The sequence below is a fragment of the Streptococcus henryi DSM 19005 genome (assembly GCF_000376985.1).
Classification (GTDB): Bacteria; Bacillota; Bacilli; order Lactobacillales; family Streptococcaceae; genus Streptococcus; species Streptococcus henryi.
Window position 1 is genome coordinate 25,199 of the sequence record NZ_AQYA01000027.1, and the last position, 17,104, is coordinate 42,302.

The window sequence follows — 17,104 nt, forward strand, 5'->3', positions numbered from 1 at the left end:
AACGCCTAGTGCTATCACCAGGTAATCAAATAATCTTATTAAAAGTCAAATTCTTTCATGAATTTGACTCATTTTGTTATAATATAAGAAAGCACTTCCAAGGTGTTTTCTAACATTTTACAGGAGTCAACTATGAAATATATCATTAACAAATCTAATAACCCTGCTTACAATATTGCTTTAGAAGCTTATGCTTTTCGTGAATTAGTCGATGAAGATGAACTTTTCATCCTATGGATTAATGAACCAGCTATTATCATTGGTAAGCATCAAAATACAATTCAAGAAATCAATAAAGAATATACTGATGCGAATGGTATCCATGTTGTTCGTCGTTTGTCAGGTGGTGGTGCTGTTTACCATGATTTGAATAACCTTAACTACACAATTATTTCAAATAAATCAGAAGAAGGTGCCTTTGACTTTAAAACCTTCTCCCAACCTGTTATTGAAACACTAGCTGATTTAGGTGTTAAGGCTGAGTTTACTGGTCGAAACGATCTTGAAATCGACGGTAAGAAATTCTGTGGAAATGCTCAAGCATACTACAAAGGGCGCATGATGCACCATGGCTGCCTTCTCTTTGATGTTGATATGACTGTTCTTGGCAATGCCTTAAAAGTTTCAAAAGATAAAATTGAATCAAAAGGGGTTAAGTCAGTTCGTGCTCGTGTGACTAATATCTTGAGTGAGTTACCAGAAAAGATTACAGTTGGAGAATTTTCTGATAAGATTTTGGATAAAATGAAAGAAACTTATCCAGATATGACTAAGTACGTTTTGACCGATAATGATTTGGCTAAAATTCAAGAGTCATATGAATCACAATTTAACACTTGGGATTGGACTTACGGAGCGGCACCTGAATATACAATTGAACGTGATGTCCGTTATCCAGCAGGAAAGATTACAACCTATGCTAATGTTGAAAATTCAATAATCAAGACTATCAAAATTTATGGAGACTTCTTTGGTGTACGTGGCGTAGAAGACATTGAAGGATTGCTCATTGGAACACGCTATGAATATACTGATGTTCTTGAAAAACTTAAAACTATTGATACGACACAATACTTCTCACGTATGACTGTCGAAGAAGTAGCTAAAGCAATTGTAGCTTAAAATAAACATATCACAGAAATTGAGATAAGTATCTTATAAAATCTAAAAAGTTCAAACTCAGATTAGTCAAATAAGACTAAAGGGTTTGAACTTTTTCTTTATTTTATTTATAAACTTCAAGCTCTGCTATTTTACAACATGAAATAGACAATAGCAATATACTGTAGGACAGAAGCCAAAAGGATGAAGAGATGCCAAATCATGTGATCATATGGGCGTTTACGCGCGTAGAAGATAGCACCGATACTGTATGATAGTCCGCCTGCAACCATGAGGAGCCAGAATGCCGCACCAGTTTTACTGATGATAGCAGGAATAACGAAGATTACCAGCCAACCCATGAAAAGATAGAGGAAAAGACTGAATTTTTCGTTGATTTTCTTGGCAAAAATCTTGTAAAGAATACCAAAGATGGTTGTTCCCCACTGGAGAAGAATAATAAGATAACCTAGCCAGCCACCAACTAAAGACAATGCAACTGGTGTGTAGGAACCCGCAATTGCAATATAAATCATGCTATGATCAATGATACGTAAGACGTATTTTTGGGGAGAATCATACTGCATAGAATGATAGATAGTGGATGATAGGAACATAAGGAAGAGGCTGATAACAAAAATTGACATCCCAGCCGCCGCTGAAAGACCAAAATGTTGGTTACTATATATTGCGGTTATAGGAAGGAGTACTAGCATTGCTGCAGCCCCAACCGCGTGAGTCACACTGTTTGCCACCTCTTCGCCAAAAGATAATCGTTTGCTTAATTTCATAGTCATGCTAGTTTTCATTCGTCTTACCTCCGAGTTTTTCAACTAATTCATGTGTTTTATAATAAAGTTTTAAAGTCTCACAGGCTGAGACAACTACCTCAGGGAGTTGCTCATTTCCTGCGTCATTCATACAAGTAACAAATCCATCATAACTTTCTTGAGAACCGTTTGCTGCTGTAAGGAGCTCTAATGTTTGGCAAATCTCTTGAATAGCAAAAACGTTTTTAAGAGCTGTCACAACGATAAGACGCGCTACCTGACTCCTATTATATTTTTTCTTTAGTGGTTTACTCAAATGCCCGTGTTTAACATAATTATTAACCATAGAGGCTGTTAAGAGTTTGTCATTTTGGGAAATAGCAGAGCTAGTCACCTGATTGACGTAGAGTAGAACTTGATCAAGATACAAGTCAATCTCAGGGAGTTCTTCCCACTTTGGATATGGCGTCGGCATAAAATATCAAATAACCTTTCATCTAGTATCGATAACTAGATTATAACATTATTGAAAAATATAGCAAGTAGAAATTGTCATTTATAGAACAAATACTTGAAACAACAAAAAAACTAGGGAATTGAACCTAGTTTTTGATATTTCTTAGTTTATGTAAAATGGCCTGCGCCGTCTCCTGATTCAGATGCTTAGCTTCTAGAAGTTGGCTAACAACCTGACCGACTTCAGAATCGCTGGCACCAGCAAGGAGCGCAAGAGATTTGGCTTGTAGTTTCATATGACCAGCTTGAATGCCAGTTGATGTCAGGGCTTTTAGCGCTGCAAAATTTTGTGCCAAACCAAGAGAAACTATGACCGCAGCCAATTCACGCGCTTGAGGCTGACCTAACAAATCATGTGCAATCTGAACAGTTGGATTTAGCCCAATTGATCCACCTCTGGTAGCAATAGGCATAGGAAGAGTCAAGCTACCTTTTAAAACTTGAGCTTCTTCATCAAAAATCCAATTAGATAAACCACGATATTGACCATCCCTGCTGGCATAGGCGTGGCAACCGGCTTCAATAGCACGCCAGTCATTTCCAGTCGCCATGACGACTGCATCAATACCATTAAAGATTCCCTTGTTATGGGTACTAGCACGATAGACATCAACTTGTGCCAAGCGGCTAGCTAGTTCCATCTTACGGGCCAGATTTTGTGCTTCCTCCTTATTTCTGCTAAGGAAACGAAGATTAATTGAACATTCTGAGGTAACCAGACTTTCTGTTGCATAATTAGAAAGAATAGCCATGAGAGCCTGCCCCTCAGATAATTCTTCCAAAGTTGGAACAAGTGCCTCCATCATAGTATTTACCATGTTAGCGCCCATAGCCTCTTGTGTGTCGACTGTGAGATAGATAATCAGAAATTCCTCTTTTGCTTCTACCCTAATGTCACGCGCTCCGCCTCCACGTTTGATGATAGAAGGATGAGCTTCATTAGCTTGGGATAATAGCAGAGCTGAACTGTCCAAAATCTTCTGCTCTGCCATTTTCACATTAGGAACATCATAGAGAGCAACTTGACCAATCATTTTACGGTCATGAACATGAGTTTGAAAACCGCCAGAACGTCTGATAATCTTTGCTGCAAAACTTGCTGCGGCTACTACAGATGGTTCTTCAGTCACCATTGGAACCAAGTAGTCTTTGTCATTGATAAGAAAATCAGGAGCAGTAGCAAAAGGAAGCGAGAATGTTCCTAGAACATTTTCTGCCATCTGATTGGCAGTTTCAAGACCCAGCAGTTTATTAGCTTGCAAATCTTGCAAGCGATTGCTGGTTAAAAGTGTATTCTTTTTCAGATGTTCAATACGTTCTTGCGGGCTTTTCTTAGAAAAACCTGTCCAATTTACTTTAGTCATTTACTTTCCCATAAATACGTTGGTGTTCACGGATTTCTTTCAAAGCGAAAGGTCCAGTTTTATAGTTTGCAAAGTTAGCATTTCCGGCTTCATCCAATATAGCTTCTTCAAAGAAGATTTTTTCATATTCTTCTACAGATAAGACAATGCGTTCTTTAAGTTTCCTCAGTCGGCTAGCTTTTAATTGATTTTGGAAACCTTTAACAAGTTTTCCAGTGAAAATTTCTGCAACAGCCCCACTTCCGTAACTGAAGAAAGCAATCTGATCGCCTGCTACAAGGTTTTGGCTATTTTCCAATAATGATAGTAAACCTAAAAAGAGTGATCCAGTGTAGATGTTTCCAATTTGTTTACTATAGAGTATTGAGTTTTCAAAGTTCTCTTGAAGTTTCTCTTGGAGTTCTGCTGGTAAACTCTTATCCATAATCTTGTTAAAACCTTTTAAAGCTAACTTGGGAAATGGTAAGTGGAAGCAGAAAGCTGCAAAATCTGTGAGAGAAGTTTCAAAGCGTTTTTGATATTCTAGCCAAGTTGTTTTTAACATATCCAAGTATTGTTTAGTTGAATACATGCCATTAACATAAGGTGTAGTTGAATAGTTTGGGCGCCAGAAGTCCATAATATCTCTTGTTTGAGCAAGTGTATTATCATTTAACTCAAGAATATGTGGATTTTGTGTGATTAACATAGCAATACTACCAGCACCTTGTGTGGACTCACCTGGTGTTTCTGCACCGTATTTAGCAATATCAGAGGCGATAACAAGCACTTTTGCTTCTGGATGCTTATCGACATGTAGTCGAGCGTAATCAAGTGCAGCAGTTGCACTATAACATGCTTCTTTCATCTCAACACTACGAGCAAAAGGCTGAATACCGAGAAGACTGTGAACATAAACAGCAGCAGCTTTACTTTGGTCAACTGAAGATTCAGTTGCTACAATAACCATATCAATACTTGCACGGTCTTCCTCAGTTAAAATACTATCAGCAGCTGAGGCGCCAAGTGTAATAATATCATCAGTGATAGGTGAAATGCTAAGTGCATTTAAAAGCAGACCTTTACTAAATTTTTCTGGATCCGCTCCGCGACTTTGTGCCAAATCATCCATTTGAAGCACATATTGAGAGGTCGCAAAACCTATTTTATCAATACCGATTTTCATGTATAAACCTTTCTTTTTAATGAAATATTAATCATGCCTAACCTCTATTTTACCATAAAGTTACAAAAAGATTGGACAAAAAGCACGATTATTTCAGGTATCAAAGTAGTTGGCCTGATTTACATGACAAAGATGTCATGTTAGTATTTCAACTTACTTGATAGAATATAGGAAAGACAATTACCAAGGAGAAAAGTAATGAATTATTTAAAAATGAGATATGTTGTTAACGATATGATTATGGATATAAAATCCTTTATTAACCTTATGGAAAAATGGTTATTAGAATTATAGAACATAAAGTTGTGAGAAAAAAGCTTTCTATTTAGAAATTCGGCTTTTTTTCTCGCTTTTTTTTATGTTTTCGGGTAAAATACTTTGGTGGTCTTTAAAAATATGTAGAGTATCAAATGAATTAATAATAAAATTGGTTTGTGTGATTGGCTCTGTTTTTAAAGTATTTCATTAGTAAAGAGGATAAGCATGACAAAAGCTGATATTATTTTTAAGGAAAATATTTCAAAAATTTTGACCGAAGGCGTTTGGTCTGAACAAGCCCGTCCTAAATACAAAGATGGAACAGTGGCTAATTCAAAATATATCACAGGATCTTTTGCCGAATATGATTTGAATAAAGGAGAATTTCCAATTACAACACTTCGACCAATCGCTATTAAGTCAGCAATTAAAGAAGTTCTTTGGATTTATCAAGATCAATCAAATAGTTTGGATGTTCTTGAGGAAAAGTACAATGTTCATTACTGGAATGATTGGGAAGTAGGAGATAGTCGTACGATCGGGCAGCGTTATGGTGCTGTCGTTAAAAAACATGATATCATCAACAAGATTCTCAAACAATTAGAAGACAATCCTTGGAATCGACGTAATGTCATCTCGCTATGGGATTATGAAGCATTTGAGGAGTCTGCAGGACTATTGCCATGTGCTTTTCAAACTATGTTTGATGTCCGTCGTGTTGATGGTGAAATATACTTGGATGCGACGTTGACACAACGCTCAAATGATATGCTTGTTGCACACCATATCAATGCCATGCAATATGTTGCTCTTCAAATGATGATTGCTAAACATTTTGGCTGGAAAGTTGGAAAGTTCTTCTACTTTATTAACAACCTTCATATCTACGATAATCAGTTTGAACAGGCTGAAGAATTGTTAAGACGTGAACCATCAGATTGCTTACCTCGTTTAGTTCTAAATGTACCTGATGGTACAAACTTTTTCGACATTAAAGCTGATGATTTTGAGTTAGTGGACTATAATCCAGTAAAACCTCAACTTAAATTTGATTTGGCAATCTAAATCTGATGTTTTTTTCTCTGCATTTTTTGTAGAAATTTGATAAAATGACTTTAGAAGTGATATTTCAGAGAGGATAAGGCATTTCAAGGTGTAAAACAACTAACAGGCTGTTAGCTGGTTTTTCTTGGTGTCAAAAGGAAAAAGCTCTGCTATTTCCAAGAGTATTAAAATGACAAAAAAAATAATTGCTATTTGGGCTGAAGATGACAATCATCTCATCGGAGCCAACGACAGACTACCTTGGCGCTTACCTAAAGAGTTGCAACATTTTAAAGAAACGACTATGGGACAGGTTTTATTGATGGGGCGCGTGACTTTTGATGGAATGAACCGTCGAATCCTTCCTGGTCGTCAGACTTTGATTTTAACAAGAGATAATGACTTCGAAGCTGAGGGTGTTATTGTTGTTAACAGTGTGCAAGAAGCATTGGATTGGTACAATAGTCAGGAAAAGTCGCTCTTTATCGTTGGCGGGGCAAGTATCTATCAAGCCTTTGCTGAATACTATGATGGTGTCATTAAAACATCTGTACATGAAAAGTTTGAAGGGGATACCTATTTTCCAGACATTGATTTGTCAGCTTTACATGAGGTTAATCAGACTTTTCATGAAAAAGATGATAAAAATGCCTACGATTTCACAGTAACTGTATTTGAAAAGTAAGAAAGGATGATATGCAAAGAAGTATTTTTGGTGTTTTCACTGCCTTTCTCTGTGCTATTTGCGTGTTGACTGCGATTCCGGCGTTTCGCAAGAAGCGCTATGGACTCGGTTGGCTTTTACTCCTAAACGCCTTCACTAATCTTGTGAATAGCATTCATGCCTTTTATGGCACATTATTTTAAAAAGAATAGAATTTAGAGGAAACCATGGCTGGTAATCGAACGAATGATATTAAAGTATACTGCTCGTTTTGTGGTAAAAATCAAGACGAAGTAAGAAAAATTATTGCAGGAAACGGTGTGTTTATCTGTAATGAATGTGTGGCGTTGTCACAAGAAATTATTAAGGAAGAAATGGCTGAGGAAGTTCTATCAGATTTGGCAGAGGTGCCAAAACCTAAAGAACTTCTTGCGACGCTTAATGAATATGTTGTCGGACAAGATCGTGCTAAACGTGCTTTGGCTGTAGCAGTTTACAATCACTATAAACGTGTCAGCTTCACTGAAAGTCGTGATGATAACGATGTTGATATTCAAAAATCAAACATTTTAATGATTGGTCCAACTGGTTCAGGAAAAACTTTCTTGGCTCAGACCTTGGCTAAGAGTCTCAATGTCCCATTTGCAATTGCTGATGCGACATCATTGACTGAAGCTGGTTATGTAGGTGAAGATGTTGAAAACATTCTCTTGAAATTGATCCAGTCAGCTGATTTTAACATTGAACGTGCTGAGCGTGGCATCATTTATGTCGATGAAATTGATAAGATTGCTAAAAAAGGTGAGAATGTATCAATTACGCGTGATGTCTCAGGTGAAGGTGTTCAACAAGCACTTCTTAAAATTATTGAAGGCACTGTAGCAAGTGTGCCACCTCAAGGTGGTCGTAAGCATCCTAATCAGGAAATGATTCAAATCGATACTAAGAATATTCTTTTTATCGTTGGTGGTGCTTTTGATGGCATTGAAGATATTGTTAAACAACGTTTGGGTGAAAAAGTAATTGGTTTTGGGCAAACTAGCCGTAAAATCGATGACGATGCGTCTTACATGCAAGAAATTATTTCTGAAGATATCCAAAAATTTGGTCTTATCCCAGAGTTTATTGGACGCTTGCCTGTTGTTGCTGCTTTAGAACAATTGACAGCTGATGACCTTGTACGTATTCTGACTGAACCTCGTAATGCTCTTGTTAAGCAATATCAAACCTTAATGTCATATGATGGCGTTGAATTGGATTTTGATGACGACGCTCTTCTTGCGATTGCTGAAAAAGCAATTGAACGTAAGACAGGTGCGCGTGGGTTGAGATCAATTATCGAAGAAACTATGCTAGATATCATGTTTGAAGTTCCAAGTCAGGAAGAAGTGACTAAGGTTCGTATTACCAAAGAAGCTGTTGAAGGCAAAGAAAAGCCAATTTTAGAAATTGCTTAGGGAGGTCACATGGCAGAAGAGTATTTAAACACACATAATGCTGACCTACTCCTCAGTGCAGCTAATAAGTCACATTACCCACAAGATGACAAGCCAGAAATTGCCTTAGCTGGTCGTTCAAACGTTGGTAAATCAAGTTTTATCAATACTTTATTAGGACGAAAGAATCTAGCTCGTACATCAAGTAAACCTGGTAAGACTCAGCTTTTAAACTTTTACGATATTGATGGTAAGATTCGTTTTGTTGATGTACCTGGATATGGCTACGCTAAAGTTTCAAAAGTTGAACGTGCCAAGTGGGGTAAGATGATTGAGGAATACCTAACATCCCGTGATAATCTTAGGGCGGTTGTGAGTTTGGTTGATTTTCGTCATGACCCAAGTGCTGATGACATCCAAATGTACGAATTCCTTAAATACTATGAAATTCCAGTTATTGTTGTCGCAACTAAGGCTGACAAAGTTCCTCGAGGAAAATGGAATAAGCATGAATCAGCTATTAAGAAGAAACTTAACTTTGATAAGACTGATAACTTTATCATCTTTTCTTCAGTTGAACGAATTGGAATTGATGAATCTTGGGACACCATTTTAGAACAAATTTAAGTTTCATTTGATTTCATATAAAGAATGAGGGTCTAGGCTAATCTAGACTCTTTTTATTATGATTTTTTGCATTTGAAATTCTAAAGGTTTATAATAAAGCCATTCTATTTCTTACACAAGAAGTTTGAGTATCATAAAAATATGTTCTTAGAACTTAGAAAGGTGGATAGAGATGCTTTATTCACTTGCTGATTTGGTCATATTCTTTTTTATTTATGCATTTCTTGGTTGGCTCTGGGAGACGTTCTATTGTTCTTTACTTGAGAAGCATTTTGTGTATAGAGGCTTTTTGATGGGACCATATTGTCCTGTCTATGGCTTCGCAGTAACTACAATATTAGTTTTGACAGAACCGTTCCAAGATCGATTGATCTACTTGTTTATTAGTGGTTTCCTCATCACAACGCTCTTTGAGTACTTTGCAGCTTGGCTGCTGGAGACAATTTTCCATTTGAAATTATGGGATTATAGTAATCTGAAAGGTAATATTAAAGGACGAGTAGCACCAGCTATTTCTCTTTTTTGGGGAGTTGGTGTTCTCTTCCTAGTAAAAATTGTTCAACCTTACCTTATGTCATTCTCATTGCCCCATAAGAAAATAGTTGCTCTTGCTATATTTTTAGTAATGATGATTGATTTTATGTGGACAATTAAAGAGACGTTTGCACTACGTCAGTTTGCCCTGGCTTTTGAAAATCAAGTTGGAGTTGAATTAGAAAAAATTCGACAAACCATACAGAGCAACTCTGATACAGTTGAAAAACAAGCTGAGCTTTTTAATCAAAAATTTGATGACTTTAAACAGCATATTGAAGAATTCATTAAGGAGAATAATCTGAAAACCATTCGGCTCAATCAAAGAAGATTGCTGAAAAATTATCAGAAATTTAAATTAGAAGATGCTCCAATTTTAACAGATTTTAGAAAACAGCTTGTAAAACTAAAAAAGAAGATGCAAGACTAGTAAAGACCACATTTTTACCCCTTTTTCATGAATTATTTTCAGAAAAAGCGCTCTAATTATTGAAAATCCAAAGAGATTATGCTATAATTTCTATTTGTAAGGGTTATCATTCGATAATTCAAAAAAACACAAAATAAAAGGAGAACCACTATGGCTTCTAAAGATTTCCACATTGTTGCAGAAACAGGTATTCACGCACGTCCAGCTACTTTGCTTGTTCAAACAGCTAGCAAATTTGTTTCAGACATCACTTTGGACTACAAAGGTAAAGCAGTTAACCTTAAATCTATCATGGGTGTTATGAGCCTTGGTGTTGGTCAAGGTGCTGACGTAACTATCTCAGCTGAAGGTGCTGACGCTGACGATGCTCTTGCAGCTATCGAAGAAACAATGACTAAAGAAGGATTGGCTTAATTATGACAGAAATGCTTAAAGGAATTGCAGCATCTGATGGTGTTGCTGTTGCTAAAGCATATCTACTCGTACAACCGGATTTGTCATTTGAGACTGTAACAGTCGAAGATACGAACGCAGAAGAAGCTCGCCTTGATGTCGCATTACAAGCATCACAAGACGAGCTTTCTGTTATCCGTGAAAAAGCAGTAGAAACGCTTGGCGAAGAAGCAGCAGCAGTATTTGATGCTCACTTGATGGTTCTTGCTGACCCAGAAATGATCAGCCAGATTAAAGAAACTATCCGCGCTAAACAAACAAACGCTGAAACTGGTCTTAAAGAAGTGACTGACATGTTCATCACTATCTTTGAAGGTATGGAAGATAATCCTTATATGCAAGAACGTGCGGCTGATATCCGCGACGTTGCTAAACGTGTATTGGCACACCTTCTTGGTGTTAAGCTTCCTAACCCAGCTACAATTGATGAAGAATCAATCGTTATCGCACATGACCTTACTCCATCTGATACAGCACAATTGAACAAACAATTTGTAAAAGCTTTTGTGACAAACATCGGTGGTCGTACAAGCCACTCAGCAATCATGGCACGTACGCTTGAAATTGCGGCTGTACTTGGTACAAATGACATTACAGACCGTGTTAAAGATGGTCAATTGATCGCAGTTAACGGTATCACAGGTGAAGTTATCATCGAACCTACTGAAGAGCAAATTGCTGAATTTAAAGCAGCTGGCGAAGCTTATGCTAAACAAAAAGCTGAATGGGCTCTTCTTAAAGATGCTAAAACTGTTACAGCTGATGGAAAACATTTCGAATTGGCTGCAAACATTGGTACACCTAAAGACGTTGAAGGTGTTAATGACAATGGTGCAGAAGCAGTTGGTCTTTACCGTACTGAGTTCCTATACATGGATTCTCAAGACTTCCCAACTGAAGATGAACAATACGAAGCTTACAAAGCTGTACTTGAAGGTATGAATGGTAAACCTGTTGTGGTTCGTACTATGGATATTGGTGGGGATAAAGAACTTCCTTACTTTGATCTTCCAAAAGAAATGAACCCATTCCTTGGTTACCGTGCATTGCGTATCTCTATTTCTGAAACTGGTGATGCGATGTTCCGCACACAAATTCGTGCTCTCCTTCGTGCCTCAGTTCATGGTCAATTACGTATCATGTTCCCAATGGTTGCCCTTCTTAAAGAATTCCGCGCTGCTAAAGCCGTATTCGACGAAGAAAAAGCTAACTTACTTGCTGAAGGTGTAGCAGTAGCTGATGATATCCAAGTTGGTATCATGATCGAAATTCCAGCTGCAGCAATGCTTGCTGACCAATTTGCAAAAGAAGTTGACTTCTTCTCAATTGGTACAAATGACCTTATCCAATACACAATGGCTGCTGACCGTATGAACGAACAAGTTTCATACCTTTACCAACCTTACAACCCATCAATCCTTCGTTTAATTGCTAACGTTATCAAAGCTGCTCACGCAGAAGGTAAATGGGCTGGTATGTGTGGTGAGATGGCTGGTGATCAACAAGCTGTTCCACTTCTTATGGGTCTTGGATTGGATGAATTCTCAATGTCAGCTACATCTGTCCTTCGTACACGTAGCTTGATGAAGAAACTTGATACAGCTAAGATGGAAGAATACGCTAACCGTGCTATCACTGAATGTGGTACAGCCGAAGAAGTTCTTGAATTGGCTAAAGAGTACGTTAATGTTGATTAATTAAACTCAAATATTAAAGAAGTTAGGTTTCCTAGCTTCTTTTTTATAAATAACTCAACAAATTTTATTAGTTGATAACAAAGTTATTGTTAGGCATATTGGCATTTAGTAAAAGGGCTAATAATTGTTGAAAGAAATTTATTTCACTTTGTGAAAACGCGTACAATATCAAGTGAATTGAGTTAATTTTTCGGAATATCAGGTAAAAATAGAGAAAAATGATACGATATGTCGTAATTTTCTGACTTTTTTCGTAGCAAATCATTGAAATTATTTAAAAATAGGATATAATAGGAATATCATTAAATAAAGGAGAATGATTTTGACAAAACAATATAAAAACCTTGTCAATGGTGAATGGAAACTTTCTGATAATGACATTAAAATTTACGCGCCTGCAAATGGTGAAGAACTAGGTTCAGTTCCTGCAATGAGCCAAGAAGATGTTGACTATGTTTATGCAACAGCAAAAGCTGCACAACCAGCTTGGCGTGCACTTTCATATGTTGAACGTGCAGCATACCTACATAAAGCAGCAGACATTCTTGTTCGTGACGCTGAAAAAATTGGTGCAGTTCTTTCTAAAGAAGTTGCTAAAGGATACAAGGCAGCAGTTTCTGAAGTTGTTCGTACTGCAGATATTATCCGTTATGCAGCTGAAGAAGGTGTTCGTTTGGAAGGTGAAGTACTTGAAGGCGGAAGCTTTGAAGCTGGTAGCAAGAAAAAGATTGCTATTGTTCGTCGCGAGCCACTTGGACTTGTTCTTGCAATCTCACCATTTAACTACCCAGTAAACTTGGCTGGTTCTAAAATTGCCCCAGCTTTGATTTCAGGAAACGTTGTTGCCCTTAAACCACCTACACAAGGCTCTATCTCAGGTCTTCTATTGGCAGAAGCATTCGCTGAAGCAGGACTTCCAGCAGGTGTGTTCAGTACAATTACTGGTAAAGGTTCTGTAATTGGTGATTACATTGTTGAGCATGAAGCAGTTAACTTTATCAACTTTACTGGTTCTACACCAATTGGTGAACGTATTGGTAAATTGGCTGGTATGCGTCCAATCATGCTTGAACTTGGTGGTAAAGATTCAGCTATCGTTCTTGAAGATGCTAACCTTGCTAAAGCAGCTAAAGACATCGTTCTTGGTGGACTTAGCTACTCAGGTCAACGTTGTACAGCTGTTAAACGTGTCCTTGTTATGGATAGTGTAGCTGATAAATTGACTGAACTTATTAATTCAGAGGTTGCAAAACTTTCTGTAGGTATGCCAGAAGATAATGCTGATATTACACCAGTTATTGACTCAGGTTCTGCTGACTATATTGAAGGTCTTGCAAAAGATGCTGAAGAAAAAGGTGCTAAAGCTCAAACTGAGTTCAAGCGTGAAGGTAACCTTATCTGGCCAACAATCTATGATAATGTAACTACTGATATGCGTCTTGCTTGGGAAGAGCCATTTGGTCCAATCATGCCAATCATCCGTGTTTCTTCAGTTGAAGAAGCAGTTAAGATTTCAAACGAATCTGAATACGGACTTCAAGCTTCAGTATTTACTAATAACTTCCCGCTTGCATTCAAGATCGCTGAGCAACTTGAAGTAGGTACAGTTCACATTAACAACAAGACACAACGTGGTACAGACAACTTCCCATTCTTAGGTGCTAAGAAGTCTGGTGCTGGTACTCAAGGTGTTAAATACTCAATCGAAGCAATGACAACTGTTAAATCAACTGTTTTTGATATTGCTGACTAATTAATCATAATTAAGAGAGAATCTGATTTCTCTCTTTTTTTATTGGAATTTTAAGTATTGCCCGTCTCAACAATTGAAATATATTTTAAAAAGCTTTAGATGACAATACGTCTTTTGAGTGATAAACTAGATGTTATGAGTCATACATCATCTATCAAAATCGTGCAGGCGGGTAAATTTTTAAAACTATTTAAAAATGACACCCTCTTTGCGACACCTATTTTTAGAATTAATAAGAATCGTAAAAACTTACAATTTGTCATCGTCTTTAAGTTGGATAGGGATGACGTCTTTTATGTCCTCAACCGCTCACAGATGGGTTACAGTGACAAGCTACAGCGCATCAAAACCTTCACAGCCTCAAGTCTTTACCAAGGCATGATGACTGTTCCATTGAAATCCCGCCAGACTATCCAAATTTTGCAGGTTCCAAGTGATGTCAAGGACATCAAACCTTACATTAGCTATTACGAGCCTAGTCAAGTGGATGCCATTTTATCTGGTAAATTTTTGGCTGATAGTGACGTTTATAATCCTTTTCGTGATGCTCATTCGGCCGTCTTTCATGCTGAACGCAACGATGTTGAAGTTGTCCCAAACGATGACTATCAAGGCATCCAGGACTTCCACCCTTTCTTGACAGATGGAGACCAGGTCCTAGCTCTGCCATGTTCCTATAAGGACCCAATACGAGGCCAAACCATCACCATTCAGCTTATGGGCTGGTACTTCTTGGAGCAGCAGCTGAAAATTAGCTGGAAGCCTCACAATAGTCCGCCCGCACGCTGGCGTTCCTCTATTCTGGCCGTTGACAAGAAGACCCGTCGTTACTTCTTCCAAGGCAATATCTACAAAGAAAAGGGCACCGATCCCGTTTTTTTGGAAAACCTTAGTTTTAAAGCTTCCCTTTCCTCGGACAATAGCAGAGCTGCTCAGGCAGAGTTTGCAAGACTTATCAATGAAGTCAAGAAACAAGAACAAGCAGCCCTTTTGAAGATGAGATAGGGTTAGTCTAGAATACTTTTTACGAAAGTAACACAAAAACCACGATTTGGACATCGTGGTTTTGTTTCGTTTAGGCAAGCGCTGAAATGGTTTTGAAATTATTTTCTAACTCATCAGCAGTCATGGCACCTGCCCTCAGGTCGTAGAATTTTCCGTCTTTTTCCAAAATCAAGGTCGGATATGAAGAGACACCAAAAGAACGGACGAGCTCATAGTCGGCATGTATCCCGTTATCACTACCTAAAGCTTCCTGTAGACTCTTGGAAAAAGTTGAATTTTGGATACTGAATTCGCTTGCGATTTCTTCATAAGTTTCAATTTCAGAAAAGGACTTTCCATCATGGTAAAAAGCCATTTGTAATTTTTCAGCTGCATCCAGCCATTTTTCTTTCGGTAAGAAAGCTTTTAGAGTTCCAAAGCCAGAGGCGGCATGATAGGAATTTAAGATAAGTTTACCATCCCTTAAAAGTTCTTCGTAAGCTGGTCCAAATTCAACGTGAAAGAGTTGAGCGATTTGCTTATTGGCCCCAGGAATATGAGGATAGGCTGAAAGGGGATTGCCTTGGTCAAAGAGACCGCCGGATAGGATTTCCAGGTCAAGTTCGGGATGATTTGCAACAAAAGGTTTCAGAGCTTCCTTGAAGCCAAAGCACCAACCGCAATAGGCATCCCAGATGTAGTAGAGTTTCATTTTAATTTCCTTAATAATTTTTTATGATCGTTTTATAACTAAATATAGTATATGAGCTAACCATTGTAGATAAGATATAAGAATTCAATCTTAGTTAGCCACTGTAAAACGTTGGAAGAGGTGAGCCCTTTTCTCAACATCATCGACAAGAGCGCTGGCTAAGTCCGCTAAGGTAATATCGGCAGGAGTACCTTCTTCTGTTAGAAGAACATCATCTTGACCGATACGATAATGTCCCTTAGCCTCATGACTGACAGGTGCAACTGCGAACATGGCAGCAGGAGAGACAAAAGACCAGTTGACATCACGGCGCATTTGGAGATTACTAAGGAGTTTACGAGCTGCGTTGGCACCAGGATAAACTTCCGAAGGGAAATCTGGAGTATCTACCAATTGTAGACCAGGAGCTAGATAGAGACTTCCAGCTCCCCCAACGACAAGCAAGTAAGGTACTTGAGCTTCTTTAGCGGCTGCCAGAATAGCCACATAACCTTTCGTGAAGTCCACTGCTAAATTTGGATTGTCCCAACCAGCATTGAAAGCTGAGATGACTGCATCAACATTGTCTAATTCCTTTACAAAGTCAGCTGATAAAACATCAACTGACCGGGCTGTGACCAGTTCATGGGTCAATACCTTCTCGGTGTTACGGGCTAGGGCGATAACCTCATGACCACGCTTAACTAATTCCTTTACGCTAGCATTGCCAACAAGACCTGTTGCGCCAATAACTGCAATTTTCATATTGAATACCTCGTCTCTTTTTTTAAAATACGTTGTAATATTAGATGTTACAAAAAAGAGGATACAATATTATTGTTGTAATGTCAAATGTTACAACTTAACAAAATAAAAACTCACATCATTTTAAAGGGATGTGAGTTCTTTGGAGTTGGCCATCAATTCAGCCAGACTTGTCTGAGATAGTTGATTTTCCAAGGCTCTTTGGGCTTCCAGGAGCTTGTTGTCCAAGATTTGATGCATGCTTGAACCGATATCACAATTAGGGTTGATATCTTTATGGAAACCAAAGAGTTGACCATTTTCCCCCTGAGAATCAGTGGCCAGATAGATATCTAGCAGGCTAATTTTTTCAGGATCTTTGAGGAGACTAGCTCCGCCTTTTCCCCTAATAACCTCGATAAGGCCCGCTGTTTTGAGTTGTCCAAGTGTTTTTCGAATGATGACGGGATTGGCCCCAACGCTATTTGCAATGAAGTCACTGGTCACCCGTTCCGAGCTACTTTTTAGGGCAATGATCATCAGGGTATGAACTCCAATGGTATAGCGACTAGGAATTTGCATGTCTTCACCTTCTTTCCCATACATTATAACAAAGAAGGGATGTCATCACAAATGTTACAATCTGAAGAAAGGGAGTAAACTAGTCCTTGACCTCATTATCATCTTATGCAGTTGAGGCTCTTAAGAAGTGTGTAAAATAGCTATATGGTCATGGTCTGACTAGGCTAAGGAAAAATCGGTTTCGTTCTGTCCAGCTCATTTATTTCGACCAAGTTTAATTTTGCTTTCACCACACCATTAACAGATGGAGTCGTCCATTTATGCTTCAAGAAGGAAACTTGATTGTTAAAA

Annotated in this window: 17 protein-coding genes; 10 read left to right on the forward strand and 7 right to left on the reverse strand. The window is 38.1% G+C overall.

Annotated features, from left to right (window positions below):
• The first annotated feature begins 132 nt into the window (after window positions 1–132).
• Window positions 133–1,122 (forward strand): lipoate--protein ligase, encoded by a 990-nt coding sequence (gene lplA, locus F601_RS0103230; protein WP_018164232.1) that lies wholly within the window; start codon window positions 133–135, stop codon window positions 1,120–1,122.
• 131 nt (window positions 1,123–1,253) lie between these two features.
• On the opposite strand, the gene trhA is transcribed toward lplA, so the two are convergent.
• The 4 genes from trhA to F601_RS0103250 form a co-directional block, all read right to left on the reverse strand.
• Window positions 1,254–1,910, reverse strand: a complete 657-nt coding sequence (trhA, locus tag F601_RS0103235) for a PAQR family membrane homeostasis protein TrhA (protein WP_018164233.1) — start codon at window positions 1,908–1,910, stop codon at window positions 1,254–1,256.
• Window positions 1,900–2,346, reverse strand: coding sequence for a DUF1836 domain-containing protein (locus tag F601_RS0103240; protein WP_018164234.1), 447 nt, complete (start codon window positions 2,344–2,346; stop codon window positions 1,900–1,902). Before F601_RS0103240 ends, trhA begins: the two co-directional genes overlap by 11 nt.
• A 127-nt stretch (window positions 2,347–2,473) precedes the next feature.
• A complete protein-coding gene (locus tag F601_RS0103245; RefSeq protein ID WP_018164235.1) occupies window positions 2,474–3,751 on the reverse strand; it encodes a hydroxymethylglutaryl-CoA reductase, degradative in 1,278 nt (425 codons plus the stop codon).
• Entirely contained in the window at window positions 3,744–4,916 is a 1,173-nt protein-coding gene (locus F601_RS0103250; RefSeq protein ID WP_018164236.1) for a hydroxymethylglutaryl-CoA synthase, read from the reverse strand. The genes F601_RS0103245 and F601_RS0103250 overlap by 8 nt, the downstream gene beginning before the upstream one ends.
• 483 nt (window positions 4,917–5,399) lie before the next feature.
• On the opposite strand from F601_RS0103250, the gene F601_RS0103260 reads away from it, so the two are divergent.
• The 9 genes from F601_RS0103260 (at window position 5,400) to F601_RS0103300 (ending at window position 14,817) form a co-directional block, all read left to right on the forward strand.
• A complete protein-coding gene (locus F601_RS0103260; RefSeq protein WP_018164238.1) occupies window positions 5,400–6,239 on the forward strand; it encodes a thymidylate synthase in 840 nt (279 codons plus the stop codon).
• 169 nt (window positions 6,240–6,408) lie between these two features.
• The gene (locus tag F601_RS0103265) at window positions 6,409–6,903 is read left to right on the forward strand and encodes a dihydrofolate reductase (protein ID WP_018164239.1); all 495 of its coding nucleotides are present in this window, start codon (window positions 6,409–6,411) and stop codon (window positions 6,901–6,903) included.
• A gap of 206 nt (window positions 6,904–7,109) precedes the next feature.
• Complete coding sequence (gene clpX, locus F601_RS0103270; protein WP_018164240.1) at window positions 7,110–8,339, forward strand: ATP-dependent Clp protease ATP-binding subunit ClpX; 1,230 nt, start codon at window positions 7,110–7,112, stop codon at window positions 8,337–8,339.
• 9 nt (window positions 8,340–8,348) lie between these two features.
• The gene (yihA, locus tag F601_RS0103275; protein ID WP_018164241.1) at window positions 8,349–8,945 is read left to right on the forward strand and encodes a ribosome biogenesis GTP-binding protein YihA/YsxC; all 597 of its coding nucleotides are present in this window, start codon (window positions 8,349–8,351) and stop codon (window positions 8,943–8,945) included.
• Window positions 8,946–9,117: 172 nt separating this feature from the next.
• Window positions 9,118–9,909 (forward strand): putative ABC transporter permease, encoded by a 792-nt coding sequence (locus F601_RS0103280; protein WP_018164242.1) that lies wholly within the window; start codon window positions 9,118–9,120, stop codon window positions 9,907–9,909.
• A gap of 150 nt (window positions 9,910–10,059) precedes the next feature.
• Window positions 10,060–10,323 carry a phosphocarrier protein HPr gene (locus F601_RS0103285; protein ID WP_018164243.1) on the forward strand — a complete coding sequence of 88 codons (264 nt, stop codon included), beginning with the start codon at window positions 10,060–10,062 and terminating at the stop codon, window positions 10,321–10,323.
• Window positions 10,324–10,325: 2 nt separating this feature from the next.
• The gene (gene ptsP, locus F601_RS0103290) at window positions 10,326–12,059 is read left to right on the forward strand and encodes a phosphoenolpyruvate--protein phosphotransferase (RefSeq protein ID WP_018164244.1); all 1,734 of its coding nucleotides are present in this window, start codon (window positions 10,326–10,328) and stop codon (window positions 12,057–12,059) included.
• Between the two features lie 322 nt (window positions 12,060–12,381).
• The gene (locus F601_RS0103295; protein WP_026183087.1) at window positions 12,382–13,812 is read left to right on the forward strand and encodes an NADP-dependent glyceraldehyde-3-phosphate dehydrogenase; all 1,431 of its coding nucleotides are present in this window, start codon (window positions 12,382–12,384) and stop codon (window positions 13,810–13,812) included.
• A gap of 135 nt (window positions 13,813–13,947) precedes the next feature.
• Complete coding sequence (locus F601_RS0103300) at window positions 13,948–14,817, forward strand: hypothetical protein (protein WP_026183088.1); 870 nt, start codon at window positions 13,948–13,950, stop codon at window positions 14,815–14,817.
• A gap of 70 nt (window positions 14,818–14,887) precedes the next feature.
• Here the strand turns inward: F601_RS0103300 and F601_RS0103305 are convergent, their stop codons facing one another.
• The 3 genes from F601_RS0103305 to F601_RS0103315 form a co-directional block, all read right to left on the reverse strand.
• A complete protein-coding gene (locus tag F601_RS0103305; protein WP_018164247.1) occupies window positions 14,888–15,508 on the reverse strand; it encodes a DsbA family protein in 621 nt (206 codons plus the stop codon).
• Between the two features lie 90 nt (window positions 15,509–15,598).
• Window positions 15,599–16,252 carry an NAD(P)-dependent oxidoreductase gene (locus F601_RS0103310; RefSeq protein ID WP_018164248.1) on the reverse strand — a complete coding sequence of 218 codons (654 nt, stop codon included), beginning with the start codon at window positions 16,250–16,252 and terminating at the stop codon, window positions 15,599–15,601.
• A gap of 123 nt (window positions 16,253–16,375) precedes the next feature.
• Window positions 16,376–16,813 (reverse strand): Rrf2 family transcriptional regulator, encoded by a 438-nt coding sequence (locus tag F601_RS0103315; RefSeq protein ID WP_018164249.1) that lies wholly within the window; start codon window positions 16,811–16,813, stop codon window positions 16,376–16,378.
• Between the last annotated feature and the right edge of the window lie 291 nt (window positions 16,814–17,104).

Bases quoted from the DNA above. Each gene is read 5' to 3' on its own strand.
- lplA (WP_018164232.1), top strand. From the start codon at position 133: ATGAAATATATCATTAACAAATCTAATAACCCTGCTTACAATATTGCT.
- trhA (WP_018164233.1), bottom strand. From the start codon at position 1,910: ATGAAAACTAGCATGACTATGAAATTAAGCAAACGATTATCTTTTGGC.
- F601_RS0103240 (WP_018164234.1), bottom strand. From the start codon at position 2,346: ATGCCGACGCCATATCCAAAGTGGGAAGAACTCCCTGAGATTGACTTG.
- F601_RS0103245 (WP_018164235.1), bottom strand. From the start codon at position 3,751: ATGACTAAAGTAAATTGGACAGGTTTTTCTAAGAAAAGCCCGCAAGAA.
- F601_RS0103250 (WP_018164236.1), bottom strand. From the start codon at position 4,916: ATGAAAATCGGTATTGATAAAATAGGTTTTGCGACCTCTCAATATGTG.
- F601_RS0103260 (WP_018164238.1), top strand. From the start codon at position 5,400: ATGACAAAAGCTGATATTATTTTTAAGGAAAATATTTCAAAAATTTTG.
- F601_RS0103265 (WP_018164239.1), top strand. From the start codon at position 6,409: ATGACAAAAAAAATAATTGCTATTTGGGCTGAAGATGACAATCATCTC.
- clpX (WP_018164240.1), top strand. From the start codon at position 7,110: ATGGCTGGTAATCGAACGAATGATATTAAAGTATACTGCTCGTTTTGT.
- yihA (WP_018164241.1), top strand. From the start codon at position 8,349: ATGGCAGAAGAGTATTTAAACACACATAATGCTGACCTACTCCTCAGT.
- F601_RS0103280 (WP_018164242.1), top strand. From the start codon at position 9,118: ATGCTTTATTCACTTGCTGATTTGGTCATATTCTTTTTTATTTATGCA.
- F601_RS0103285 (WP_018164243.1), top strand. From the start codon at position 10,060: ATGGCTTCTAAAGATTTCCACATTGTTGCAGAAACAGGTATTCACGCA.
- ptsP (WP_018164244.1), top strand. From the start codon at position 10,326: ATGACAGAAATGCTTAAAGGAATTGCAGCATCTGATGGTGTTGCTGTT.
- F601_RS0103300 (WP_026183088.1), top strand. From the start codon at position 13,948: ATGAGTCATACATCATCTATCAAAATCGTGCAGGCGGGTAAATTTTTA.
- F601_RS0103305 (WP_018164247.1), bottom strand. From the start codon at position 15,508: ATGAAACTCTACTACATCTGGGATGCCTATTGCGGTTGGTGCTTTGGC.
- F601_RS0103310 (WP_018164248.1), bottom strand. From the start codon at position 16,252: ATGAAAATTGCAGTTATTGGCGCAACAGGTCTTGTTGGCAATGCTAGC.
- F601_RS0103315 (WP_018164249.1), bottom strand. From the start codon at position 16,813: ATGCAAATTCCTAGTCGCTATACCATTGGAGTTCATACCCTGATGATC.